The organism is Allobosea sp., assembly GCF_035944895.1.
GTDB lineage: Bacteria > Pseudomonadota > Alphaproteobacteria > Rhizobiales > Beijerinckiaceae > Allobosea.
Genome location: NZ_DASZAT010000006.1, coordinates 46,611 through 58,996 on the forward strand (window position 1 = coordinate 46,611; position 12,386 = coordinate 58,996).

The 12,386-nt window shown below is 67.7% G+C and carries 9 protein-coding genes; 5 read left to right on the top strand and 4 right to left on the bottom strand.

Annotated elements, in window-relative coordinates:
• The first annotated feature begins 56 nt into the window (after window positions 1–56).
• Window positions 57–3,605, top strand: a complete 3,549-nt coding sequence (gene mfd, locus VGV58_RS08805) for a transcription-repair coupling factor (protein WP_326873640.1) — start codon at window positions 57–59, stop codon at window positions 3,603–3,605.
• A 134-nt stretch (window positions 3,606–3,739) separates the two neighbouring features.
• Here the strand turns inward: mfd and VGV58_RS08810 are convergent, their stop codons facing one another.
• Together VGV58_RS08810 and VGV58_RS08815 are read right to left on the bottom strand one after the other, a co-directional pair.
• Window positions 3,740–4,768 (bottom strand): AMP-binding protein, encoded by a 1,029-nt coding sequence (locus VGV58_RS08810; RefSeq protein WP_326873641.1) that lies wholly within the window; start codon window positions 4,766–4,768, stop codon window positions 3,740–3,742.
• A 14-nt stretch (window positions 4,769–4,782) separates the two neighbouring features.
• Window positions 4,783–6,633 carry an extracellular solute-binding protein gene (locus VGV58_RS08815; protein ID WP_326873642.1) on the bottom strand — a complete coding sequence of 617 codons (1,851 nt, stop codon included), beginning with the start codon at window positions 6,631–6,633 and terminating at the stop codon, window positions 4,783–4,785.
• 238 nt (window positions 6,634–6,871) lie between these two features.
• On the opposite strand from VGV58_RS08815, the gene VGV58_RS08820 reads away from it, so the two are divergent.
• Window positions 6,872–7,699, top strand: a complete 828-nt coding sequence (locus VGV58_RS08820) for an invasion associated locus B family protein (RefSeq protein ID WP_326873643.1) — start codon at window positions 6,872–6,874, stop codon at window positions 7,697–7,699.
• Between the two features lie 162 nt (window positions 7,700–7,861).
• Here the strand turns inward: VGV58_RS08820 and mazG are convergent, their stop codons facing one another.
• The gene (gene mazG, locus VGV58_RS08825; protein ID WP_326873644.1) at window positions 7,862–8,698 is read right to left on the bottom strand and encodes a nucleoside triphosphate pyrophosphohydrolase; all 837 of its coding nucleotides are present in this window, start codon (window positions 8,696–8,698) and stop codon (window positions 7,862–7,864) included.
• A 37-nt stretch (window positions 8,699–8,735) separates the two neighbouring features.
• On the opposite strand from mazG, the gene arfB reads away from it, so the two are divergent.
• Both arfB and VGV58_RS08835 read left to right on the top strand, forming a co-directional pair.
• Window positions 8,736–9,155 carry an alternative ribosome rescue aminoacyl-tRNA hydrolase ArfB gene (gene arfB / locus VGV58_RS08830; protein ID WP_326873645.1) on the top strand — a complete coding sequence of 140 codons (420 nt, stop codon included), beginning with the start codon at window positions 8,736–8,738 and terminating at the stop codon, window positions 9,153–9,155.
• 1 nt (window position 9,156) lies between these two features.
• Window positions 9,157–9,708, top strand: a complete 552-nt coding sequence (locus VGV58_RS08835; RefSeq protein WP_326873646.1) for a regulatory protein RecX — start codon at window positions 9,157–9,159, stop codon at window positions 9,706–9,708.
• A 5-nt stretch (window positions 9,709–9,713) separates the two neighbouring features.
• On the opposite strand, the gene VGV58_RS08840 is transcribed toward VGV58_RS08835, so the two are convergent.
• Window positions 9,714–10,694, bottom strand: a complete 981-nt coding sequence (locus VGV58_RS08840) for a Bug family tripartite tricarboxylate transporter substrate binding protein (RefSeq protein ID WP_326873647.1) — start codon at window positions 10,692–10,694, stop codon at window positions 9,714–9,716.
• Window positions 10,695–10,852: 158 nt separating this feature from the next.
• On the opposite strand from VGV58_RS08840, the gene VGV58_RS08845 reads away from it, so the two are divergent.
• Window positions 10,853–12,361 (top strand): lyase family protein, encoded by a 1,509-nt coding sequence (locus tag VGV58_RS08845; RefSeq protein WP_326873648.1) that lies wholly within the window; start codon window positions 10,853–10,855, stop codon window positions 12,359–12,361.
• The last annotated feature ends 25 nt before the right edge of the window (window positions 12,362–12,386 follow it).

The following is a 12,386-nucleotide window of genomic DNA, read 5'->3' on the forward strand; positions in this document are numbered from 1 at the left end:
TCGTGCCTGCGGCACGCCCCGGAATGACAAGTGATCGTCAGAACTGAAGCGTCCCGATGAGCATTCCGCCTCCTACCCAGATCGCCAAGCCGCAGCTCGAACGCATCCTCGATGCGCTGAATCGCGGCGACAAGCCGATGCTCGCCGGCGTGCCCGATGGTTTCGACGCCGTCGTGCTCGCCGATCTGACGCGCGCCCGCGCCAAGAAGTCGGAAGGGCCGGCGCTGATCGTCTTTATCGCCCGCGACGGCCAGCGCCTGCAGGTGCTGGAGAACGCGCTGCAGTTCGTCGCGCCCGATCTCGAGGTGATGACCTTCCCGGCCTGGGACTGCCAGCCCTATGACCGCGTTTCACCGGCGCCCTCGATCGTGGCGCACCGGATGACGACTTTGTCGCGCCTCGCCCGGACCAAATCGGGCGACCGGCCGCGCCTGCTGCTGACCACGGTCAACGCCGCGCTCCAGCGCGTGCCGGCCTTCGGCAAGGTCGCGTCGGAGAGCTTCTCGGCCGCGCCGGGCAACATGGTCGACACCGAGGAGCTGGCGCGCTGGCTCGACGTCAACGGCTATCTCAGGACCTCGACCGTGCGCGAAACCGGCGAATTCGCCGTGCGCGGCGGCATCGTCGACCTCTTCCCGCCGGGCATGCCGGCACCGATCCGACTCGACTTCTTTGGCGATACGCTGGAATCGATTCGCACCTTCGATCCGGAGACGCAGCGCACTACCGGGCAATTGCGTGGGCTCGACCTCGTGCCGATGTCCGAGGCGCAGATGACGAGCGACAGCATTCGTCGCTTCCGCCAGTCCTATATTTCGACCTTCGGCACGCCCGGCCGCGACGACACGCTCTATGAGGCGGTCAGCGAGGGGCGGCGCCCGGCCGGGTTGGAGCACTGGCTGCCGCTGCTGGCAGAGAAGCTCGATACGCTCTTCACTTATCTGCCCGATGTCCCGATCGTGCTCGACTATCACGCCGACGATGCGGTCGGCGAACGCATCAGCCTGATCAAGGACTATTACGACGCCCGCAAGAGCGCGCTCGACCAGCCTTCACCGGGCTCCATACCCTACAAGCCGCTTGTGCCGGAGGCGCTCTACCTGACGCCGGCCGACTGGCGCGGCGTCGTTGGCGAAGCCGGCGTCGCCTCGCTGACGCCGTTCCAGCTGCCGGAGAGCGAGGGCAAGCTCATCGTCGATCTCGGCGGCAAGCAGGGCCGTAGCTTCGCGGCCGAGCGCGCCGACAATTCCGGCAGCGTCTTCGATGCGGCGGTGGCGCACGTGAAAGCGCTGGAGGGTGAAGGCCGGCGCGTCATCCTCGCCGCTTGGTCGGAGGGCTCGCGCGAGCGCCTCGCCCATGTGCTGGCCGATCATGGCCTCAAGACCGTGCAGATGACCGGTAGCTTGCGGGCTGCCTTCGACCTCAAGCCCGGCACCACCGCGCTCGCCGTCTGGGGCTTCGAGACCGGCTTCGAAGCCGGCAAGCTCGCGGTCATCGGCGAGCAGGACATTCTCGGCGACCGCCTGGTGCGCCCGCGCAAGAAGGCGCGCCGGCCTCAGGACTTCATCAACGAGCTGTCCTCGCTGACACCGGGCGACATCGTCGTCCATGTCGACCACGGCATTGGCCGCTTCGTCGGCCTGCAGACGATTACCGCGGCCGGGGCGCCGCATGACTGCCTTGAGATCCACTATGCCGGCGACGCCAAGCTGTTCCTGCCGGCGGAGAACATCGAGCTGCTCTCGCGCTACGGCTCGGAAGACACCGAGGTCGTGCTTGACCGGCTCGGTGGCGGCGGCTGGCAGGCGCGCAAGGCCAAGCTGAAGCAGCGCATCCGCGAGATGGCGGGCAAGCTGATCCAGATCGCCGCCGCCCGCGCCCTCAAGGAAGCGCCGCGCCTGATCCCGCAGGACGGGCTCTATGACGAGTTCTGCGCCCGTTTCCCCTATGAGGAGACCGAGGACCAGCAGAACACCATCGACGCCGTGCTCGACGACCTCGCCGCCGGGCGGCCGATGGACCGGCTGGTCTGCGGCGATGTCGGCTTCGGCAAGACGGAAGTGGCGCTGCGGGCCGCCTTTACCGCCGCGCTCGCCGGCAAGCAGGTCGCAGTCGTGGTGCCGACGACGCTGCTTGCCCGCCAGCACTACCGCAATTTCGCCGAGCGCTTTGCCGGGCTGCCGGTCAAGGTCGGCCAGGCCTCGCGTTTCGTCTCGGCGCCCGATCTCAAGGCGGTGAAGCAGGGCATCAATGACGGGACGATGGACATCACCGTCGGCACCCATGCGCTGCTCGGCAAGGGTATCGACTTCAAGGATCTCGGCCTCGTCATCGTCGACGAGGAGCAGCATTTCGGCGTCGCCCATAAGGAGCGGCTGAAGGAGATGCGCGCCGAGGTCCACATGCTGACGCTGACCGCGACGCCGATCCCGCGCACGCTCCAGCTCGCCATGACCGGGGTGCGCGAGCTCTCGATCATCGCGACGCCGCCGGTCGACCGCCTGGCGGTCCGCACCTTCGTCACGCCCTTCGATCCGCTGATCGTGCGCGAGGCTCTGCTGCGCGAGCGCTATCGCGGCGGGCGGTCCTTCTATGTCGTGCCGCGCATCGAGGACATCGCCGACGTCAAGGACTTCCTCGACAAGCAGGTGCCGGAATGCAAGGTCGGCATCGCCCATGGCCAGATGGCGGCGGGCACGCTGGAAGACGTGATGACGGCCTTCTACGAGGGCCAGTACGACATCCTGCTCTCGACCACGATCGTCGAATCCGGGCTCGACATCCCGACCGCCAACACGCTGATCATTCACCGTGCCGACATGTTCGGCCTGGCGCAGCTCTACCAGCTGCGTGGCCGCGTTGGCCGCTCCAAGGTGCGCGCCTATGCGCTCTTCACCGTGCCGGCCAACCGCAAGCTGACCGAGCAGGCCGACCGGCGCCTGAAAGTGCTGCAGTCGCTCGATACGCTCGGCGCCGGTTTCCAGCTCGCCAGCCACGACCTCGACATCAGAGGCGCCGGCAACCTGCTCGGCGACGAGCAGTCAGGCCATATCAAGGAAGTCGGCTACGAACTCTATCAGCAGATGCTGGAAGAGGCGGTGGCGGCGCTCAAGGCCGGCATCGAGATCGAGAGCGATGCGCACTGGTCGCCGACCATTCAGATCGGCGCGCCGGTGATGATCCCCGAGCACTATATCGGCGATCTGACGCTGCGGCTGACGCTCTACAAGCGCCTGTCGACCATGGATGACGACGCCGAATTGCAATCCTTCGGCGCCGAGCTGGTCGATCGCTTCGGCCCGCTGCCGGAGGAGGTCAAGCAGCTGCTGGAGATCGTCGCGATCAAGGCGCTGTGCAAGCGCGCCAATGTCGAGAAGGTCGAGGCCGGGCCGAAGGGCATCATCGTCGCCTTCCGCGACAACGAGTTCGCCAATCCGGAAGGCCTCGTCGGCTACGTCGCCAAGCAGGGCACACTGGCCAAGGTCAGGCCGGACATGCGCGTCGTCTTCATCGACGATTTCGAGACGGCCGAGCAGCGCCTGACCGGCACGCGCCGGCTGCTGACCGATCTCGCGCGCATCGCTGAGCGGAAGAAGGCAGCGTAGGGTTCGACCGATCGTCATTCTCGGGCGAAGCGAAGCGCAGACCAGAGAATCTCCTGACGAGAAGGCGCGAGCTGGTGCCTCATTCGGCCTGAGATGCTCGGGCCAAGCCCGAGCATGACGGCGCTTGGGCCTGCTCAGCCCGGGTTCCTGCGTCTGATCTCGACGCGGTCCGGCTCGTGCGTGATCACGTCGACGATGGCGAGGTCGGGCCGGTCGAGGCGTGGCAGTCCGTCATCCTCGCCGGCGCGGCGGGTGACGACCAGGCTGGTCAGCGCCTTGTGGCCGCCGAGCCGCGAGCGGGCGAGCGCCGGCTCCAGCGCGGCGGGAATGACGAGATGGACCATGCGCCCGCCTTCCAGGCAGGCGCGCAGGTCGTCGAGCACGAACAGACCGAGCGGCAGGAGCTCGACGCCAGTGAGCAGCGCAATGCCGGGGCCGGTCGCGAGTGCGGCGAGATCGCCGCCGACCAGCGTTGTGATGACGCGCGAGGACGCGAGTGGTTTCAGCACGCGCGAGATCTCGAGTGCCTTGGCCAGCACCTCCTTCTCGCTGACCGGGAAGGGCCCGGCCAGGCTGTGGCCGTCGACGACGCGGATCGGCGCCCGGATCGCGGCCGGCGGCAGGGCCGATGGCGTGGCGCCATGGCCGAGCAGCGGCTCCAGCGCCGCGACCCCGTCGGGCACGCGCGCCCCGAAGCCGCCGATGAAGCGCATGCCGAAGGACCGGGCGGCGACGTCCCGCAGCAAATGCAAAGGCTGCAACTCGCCGATCCGCGGCACGCCGAGCGCCATGACGGCGCCGGAGCGCTCGATCAGGGGCAGCAGCTCGGCTTCCTTGGCATGGGCCGGCAGGAGCATCGGCGACAGGCCGGCCCGCAGGCTGGCGAGAATCGAGACCAGCGCCTCAGGGCCGAGCGGCGCCAGGATCGCGACGCAGGCGCCCGGCTGTGGCTTGGCGAGGAGGAGAAGGTTGGCGAGCCGGTCGACGCGACCATCGAGCTCGGCGAAACCGAAAGCATTGGGGCCGAAATCGCTCCAGTCACGCCGGCCCGGCGGGTCGCGGAAGGCCGGTTCATAGCTGCGGCGTGCGGCCAGTGCCTTGAGTAGGCTGTCGAAATCGAGCCCTTCGACCAGCGCGCCGATGGAGATTTCGTCGGAACCCATCCGCATCGCCGGACCTAGTTGGCGGGCGCGGGCGGGGAGGGCGACCGCGCCAGCGTCTCATTGGAGAAGAAGAATTTCGGCCGCCGCTCGGGCAGGGAGATCTCGCGCGCACGCGCCAGCCACGTCTCCGGCAGATAGTAGAGCGGTACGACGTAGAAGCCGGACAGCAGCAAGCGGTCGAGCGTGCGCACCGTCGCGACGAAATCCTCGCGCGCTCGTGCTGCCAGCAGCGCCTGCAACGTCGCGTCGATTGCCGGCGAGCGCACGCCGGCATAGTTGAGCGCGCCCTTGCGCTCGGCATTGGCCGAGCCCCAGCGGCCGATCTGCTCGTTGCCAGGCGAGGCCGAGGCCGGCCAGGTCCACTGGATCATGTCGAAGTCGAAGGTCGAGAGCCGGCGCCAGTACTGGACGTCGTCGATCAACCGGACCGAGACGGCGATGCCAAGGCGGGCGAGCGACGTCGCATAGTTCAGCGCCAGCCGCTCCTGCGGCCGGTTGGTGACGGTGATCTCGAAGCCGAAGGCCTCACCCTTGCCATCCTTGCGCAACTGCCCGTCGTTGAGCCGGTAGCCAGCGGCTTCCAGCAGGTCGAGCGCGCGGCGGGCCTGATCGCGATCGCGGCCGGAACCGTCGGTCGCAGCCGGCGCCCAGGTGCCGGCCAGGATGTCGTCGCGCACGGCGCCCGGAAAAGCCGCGAGCAGCGCCTTCTCACGCTGATCTGCCGGCACGCCAAGGGCCGAGAGCTCGCTGTCGGCGAAGAAGCTGCCGGCGCGGCGATAGACGCCGTGGAACAGGTTGCGATTGGCCCATTCGAAGTCGAACAGCATCGCCAGTGCCTCGCGGACGCGGATGTCGGCGAATTGCGGGCGGCGCGTGTTGAAGACTAGCCCGGTCATGCCCTTGGGCGTCTGGAAGCGGAAGGTGTCACGGACGATCCGGCCATCGCGCACGGCCGGGACGTCATAGCCGGTCATCCAGCGCGTCGGGTCGCTTTCAAGGCGGACATCATAAAGTCCTGCCTTGAAAGCTTCGAACAAGGCGTTGGAATCGCGGTAGAAATCGTAGCGAATCTCGTCGGCGTTGAAGAGGCCGCGAGTGAGGGCATGATCCTCGGCCCAAAAATCCTTGCGGCGCTTCAGCCTGAGCATCTCGCCTGGCTTGACCTCCTCGACGAGGTAGGGGCCGGAGCCGAGCGCCGGCTTGAAGCTCGTGTCGCCGAACTTCTCGGCGTCGGTCGCGTGCTTGGCGAAGATCGGCATCGCGCCGATCACCAGCGGCAATTCACGGTTGGAGCCGTCGCCCAGTTCGAAGACGACGCGATCGGGCGAAGTGGCTTCGACCTTGGTCACCCGTGCCAGGCTCGAGCGATGGAACGGCTTGCCCTTGGTCTTCAGCATCTCGAAGGTGAAGATCACGTCCTCGGCCGTCACCGGCTTGCCATCGGAGAAGCGGGCGCGCGAGTCGATCTGGAAGGCGAGGCGGGTTCGTTCCGAGTTGAGCTCGACCTTGCTCGCCAGCAGGCCATAGGCGGTGAAGGGCTCGTCGGCCGAGCGGAAGAGCAGACTCTGCTGGACATAGCGCGGCACTGCGTCGGGAGCGACGCCGAGCACCACCAGCGGATTGAGGCTGTCGAAGGTGCCCTGCTGGCCGTAGATGATACGCCCGCCCTTCGGCGCCTGCGGATCGGCATAGGGCAGGTGATCGAAGCCCTTGGGCAGTTCGGGCTCGCCATGCATGGCGATGGCGGCATCGTTCTCGGCCGCAGCCGCGCGCGGGCTCCCGATCGGCCCGAAAGCCGCCAGGCCCGCCAGGACGAGACCGAGACACCAAGCGGAACGCGCCGCTGCGCTGAAAGGTCGATGCATGCTCGAAACTGATTCCCTGCCGCAGGATAACATGCGATCAAACTTGTCGCGCCGCGCTCTTCGGGGCTGGAAACCTGCGACGGAACTCGCTAAACGCAGGCCGGGCGTCATCCAAACGCCGCAATCGCGCTTGATGTGCTCACGCCGCCACCGGCTCCGGCACCTTGCTGGTTGAGCCTTGGGTGATGCAGCCGCCGGTTTCGGCGGCGGAACCAGTTTCATGGTCAAGGAAACGCAGATGTCAGCTTCGACCCGCCTGTCCCGGAGCCAGGGCGCCACCGCGAAGAGCACGGTCCGCGGCCTCGCGCTCGTGCTGGGCGCCGCCGTCGCTCTCACCCCGATCGCCGCGAGCGCCCAGCAGCCGCAGCGTCCGGCGAGCCGCCCGGCTGCGCCGGCCCAGCAGCCCGCTCCGGCTCAGCAGCCGGCCCAGGGCCAGGCTGCCCAGACCGGTCCCACCGTCGTCCAGGTCAAGCCCGAGCCGTCCCAGACGAGCTGGACCAAGGTCTGCGGCAAGGACCCGGCCGCCAACAAGGAAATCTGCTACACCACCCGCGACTTCGTCTCGGACCAGGGCCAGCCGGTGCTTGCCGCCGCAGTCTATGACGTCAAGGGCGATGCCAACAAGATCGTGCGCTTCCTGATGCCGCTCGGCCTGCTGCTGCAGCCGGGTATCCGCTTCGGCGTCGACAATGCGCAGCCGACGCCCGGCCGCTACGCGATCTGCTTCCCGAACGGCTGCTTCGCCGAGGCGCAGGTCAAGGATGACTTCATCAACGCGATGAAGAAGGGCACCACCCTCAACATCAGCGTGCAGAACCAGGGCGCGCGCGAGGTCACCTTCGCCATCCCGCTGGCCGATTTCGCCAAGGCCTTCGACGGCGCGCCGATCGACCCGAAGGTTCTGGAAGAGCAGCAGAAGGCGCTGCAGGATGAACTCGCCAAGCGCCAGGAGGAGCTGCGCAAGCGTCTCGGCGGCGCCGAGGCCACGCCTGGCGCGGCGCCGGCTCCCGGTACGCCGGCGGCTCCGGCTCCTGGCGCGACGCCTGCGCCGGCTCCGAAGCCCTGATCGGCCGAACAGGCAAAACGCATATCGACGCCGGGCCTCGTGCCCGGCGTTTTCGTTAGATCGCCGCGCGTCCTACCGGACGCGACGTGGCGATCTACTACTTTGTTTTGGCATCGGATTTATCCGAAAAGTGGAATCCACTTTTCGGTCCGATGCCCTTGCTCAAGAGGTAGCGCGCTCGGCACGCTTGACCTGCTGCCAGAGCTCTTCGAGCTCTTCCAGGGTCGCCTGCCGCGGCTCGCGCCCCTGGCGCTCCAGCGCCGCCTCGATGCCGGCGAAGCGCCGTTCGAACTTGGCGTTGGCGGCGGTCAGGCACGCCTCCGGGTCGGCATCGACATGGCGGGCGAGGTTGGCGACCACGAAGAGTAGGTCGCCGATCTCCTCCTGGATCGCGGCCTTGTCGCCGCCGGCGAGCGCTTCCTCGATCTCGGCGGTCTCCTCGCGGACCTTGTCCAGCACGAGGCGAGCATCGTTCCAGTCGAAGCCGACCGTCGAGGCCTTGGCCTGGAGCTTCCAGGCGCGCGTGAGCGAGGGCAGGGTGGTCGGCACACCGGCGAGCACGCCCCTGGCCTCCGCAGGTTCCGGCAGCCCCGCCTCAGCCCTCGCATGCGCCTTGTCGGCCTTCTCCTGCGCCTTGATCTGACCCCAGAGCGCCTTGACCTCGGCCGGCGACAGGTCGCGCGCGTCGCCGAAGACGTGCGGATGCCGTCGGATCAGCTTGGTGGTGATCGCCTCGACCACATCGGGAAAGGCGAAGCTGTCCTGCTCCTGCGCCATCCGGGCATGAAACACGACCTGCAGCAAGAGGTCGCCGAGCTCGTCCTTGAGGTCGACGAGATCGCCGCGGGCGATGGCGTCGGCAACCTCATGGGCCTCCTCGATCGTGTAGGGCGCGATCGAGGCGAAGTTTTGCTCCAGGTCCCAGGGGCAGCCGGTGCCGGGCGTGCGCAGCGCCGCCATGATCTCGATCAGGCGCTCGATGTCGCGGGACGGCTTCATCGCTGCAATTCTCCGTGGCTTGGGGTAGCGTCCTCCCATGATTCAAGTGACGCCGTCCATCGCGATCGACGAGAGCGAGATTGAGGAGAGCTTCGTGCGCGCCTCCGGTCCAGGCGGGCAGAACGTCAACAAGGTCTCGACCGCGGTCGAGCTGCGGTTCGACGCGCGCCGCTCCGCTTCGTTGCCAAATGATGTCGCACTCCGCCTGATGAAGCTCGCCGGCAGCCGGCTGACGCAGGACGGCGTGATCGTCATCACGGCGCAGGAGCATCGCAGCCAGAGCCGCAACCGCGAGGAGGCACTGGCGCGGCTGGTCGAGCTGATCCGGCAGGCGGAGGTGCGGCCGAAGGTCCGGCGGGCGACCAAGCCGACCAAGGCCTCGAAGGAGCGGCGCCTCGCCTCGAAGGAAAAGCGTTCCTCGGTCAAGTCGACCCGCGGCAAGCCGAGGTTCGACTAGCTTGGCGTCAGGGCGGGGCGGAGAAGCGGCGCCGGGAGAGCGGCCGGCGCCCAAGCGGATCACGGCCGACTATCTGCGGCGCGCGGCCCTGTACTATCTCGAACGCTATTCGGTCCCGGCAGCACAATTGCAGCGCGTCCTGCTGCGCAAGGTCGAGCGCAGCTGCCGGCATCACGGGCAAGACCCCCAGGCATTCCGGACGACGGTCGAGGAGATCGTTGCGTCCTGCGTCGCCTCGGGCCTCGTCGACGACCGGCGCTTTGCCGAAGCGAGGGCGCAGAGCCTGCGCCGCAAGGGGCGCTCGGCGCGGGCCGTGGCGGCAGGGCTCGCTGCCAAGGGGGTCGGGCGCGAGCTCGTCGCCGAGACGGTCGCCGTGGACGAGGGGGTCGAGCTGGAAGCTGCGCGCGTCGCTGCCAAACGAAAACGCCTCGGCCCCTGGAGCCGAGGCGACCGGTCAGAACAGCGCCAGAAGCATATCGCCGCGCTGGCGCGTGCCGGTTTCAGTCTGGCCATCGCCCGCGCCGTGATCGACGACGCAGGCGAGGGCGGGTAGCTCGCTCAATCGGGCTTGACGTTGGCCTCGGCCACGACCTTGCCCCAGCGCGCGACCTCGGCCTTGACGAAGTCGCCGAAAGCCGGTCCGTAGAGGTTCGGGATTTCCGAGCCGTTCTTTTTCCAGGCTTCGGTCACCATGGGCGTAGCCAACGCCTTCTGCAGCTCGGCCGTCATCTTGGCGACGATCTCGGGCGGCGTGTTCTTCGGCGCCCACATCGCATACCAGGTCGAGACCTCGTAACCCGGAACGCCCGCTTCAGCCGCGGTCGGCACATCGGGGAAGGCGCTGGCGCGCTTGGGCGCGGCGACTGCGAGCGCCCGCAGCGTGCCACTGGAGATCTGCGCGGCGGAGGAGCCGAGCCCGTCGAAAGCGAGATCGACCTGACCGGCGACGAGATCCTGCATCAGCGGGCCGGCGCCGCGATAGGGGACATGGGTCAGATTGATCTTGGTGGTGAGCTTGAACAGTTCGCCGGCAAGGTGATGGGTGGTGCCGTTTCCGGCCGAGCCGTAGTTCAGCTTGTCGGGGTTCTTCTTGGCGAAGTCGATCAGTTCGGCCAGCGTTTTGGCCTGGACCTTGCCGGGATGGACGACCACGACCTGCGGCGGCTGGGCGATCACCCCGATCGGGATGAAATCGGTTTGGATGTTGTAGTCGAGCTTCGGGTAGAGCGCCGGCGCGATGGCGTGGTGCGCGGCGCCGATGAAGAAGGTGTAGCCGTCGGAGGCGGCCTTGGAGGCGGCCGAGGCGCCGACGGTGCCGCCGGCGCCGCCGCGATTGTCGATCAGGATGCGCTGGCCGAGCTGCTGCTCGAGCTGGGCGGCGAGGGGGCGGGCGAAGGCATCGGTGCCGCCGCCGGCCGGGAACGGCACGATGAAGCTGACGGGCCGCTGCGGCCAGGCTTGAGCCGTCGCCGGCGCCGCCGGGACAAGCTGAGTGATGGTGGCGAGCGCGAGTGCGCCGAGCCAGCCGGACTTCGACATCGATTTGACCTCCCTGGGAAATTGCGGACTCTTCAAGGTCCTTGTGATGGCGCTTCAGGCGATCGCCGAGCGTTGCATCAGATTAGCGCATCGCGATGTCGGAATGGCAACCCGACCAAGGTCGTGGTGGCGCGGCCGCAGAATCTGGGGAGGTAAGCATGCGCGGATCAGGAGTACTGATCGCAACATTGTCGTTGGTGGCCGGCAGCGCCGGCGCACTGGCACAATCCGCCCAGAAGCGCGACGAGTTCTATTGGCTCGGCCAGATCAACAAGGCGAGCGCGGTCATCAACAGGGAGGAGGGGTTGCTCGATCCGGCTCTGGCGCCCCGCATCGCCGCCGGCCTCGACAAGATGCTCAAGGCGGCCGAGAAACCCGGCGCCAAGCGCCCGACCCTGGTGATCACCTTCGAGCCTCTGCTGATAGAGGCAGCAGGCGTCGAGGCGACGCTGCTGCATGCCGGCCGCTCCAGCCAGGACATGCTCTCAGCCATGCGGGCGGCGATCATGCGCGACGAACTGTTGCGGCTCGCCGGCCAGCTCAACCGGCTGAGCACGACCATGGTCGGCCTCGCCGAGAAGCATGCCGGGACGATCGTGCCGAACTATACCAACGGCGTCGCGGCCCAGCCCAACAGCTACGGGCATTATCTGCTGGGCCATCTCGCGGGGTTGGAACGGGACGCCGAGCGGCTGCGTGAGGCCTATGCCCGACTCGACCGCTCGCCGATGGGCACGACGGTGCTGAATGGCACGAGCTGGCCGCTCAATCGCTCCCGCATGGCTGGCTATCTCGGCTTTTCCGCTACGGTCGACAACGCCTATGACGCCGCCCAGATCACGGCCGCCGAGATGCCGGTAGAGGTGGGGGCGCTCGCCACCAGCATCGCGCTCCATGCCGGCGCCTTTGTCGAGGACGTCATGGTCCAGTACGCGCAGCCGCGGCCCTGGATCCTGCTCGCCGAGGGCGACGGCAACACCTACGTTTCAAGCGCGATGCCGCAGAAGCGCAATCCAGGCCTGCTCAACGGCGTACGCAGCCAGGCCTCGACGGCGATCTCGCTCGGTATCGGACGCACCCTCCAGGCGCACAACATCCCGCCGGGGATGAGCGATCCCAAGAGCGTGCGCGACAATGCGGCGGTGATCTCCGGAACCGGCACGGTGGTGGAGGGCTGGGATCGCATCCTGAAGGCGCTGGTCATCGATCCGCAACGTGCCCTGGACGAGCTCAACAGCGACTGGACGGCTTCGCAGGAACTCGCCGACGTGCTGATGCGCCAGTACAAGCTGCCGTTCCGCGTCGGGCACCATTTCGCCTCGGAGATCGTCGATCATGCCAAGGCGCACGATATCAAGCCGTCGGATTTTCCCTATGCCGAGGCGCAGCGCATCTACCGGAAGACCCTGAAGGAGATGGACGTCGCCGGCGGCGAACTGCCGATGAGCGAAGCGGAATTTCGTGCGACGCTCGATCCGGTCGCGATCGTCCGAAACCGCGCCACGGCCGGCGGGCCGCAGCCGGCGGAGATGGCGCGCATGCTCGCAGGCGCCAGGCAGACGCTCGCTGCGCAGGACAGCTGGATCAAGGAGCGACGCGAGCGGATCGATCAGGCGCTGGCAGGGCTCGACCGCGACTTCGCCAAGCTCGTCGCAAGCGCGAATTGACAGGAGAGGGCTGTCGCGACGATCG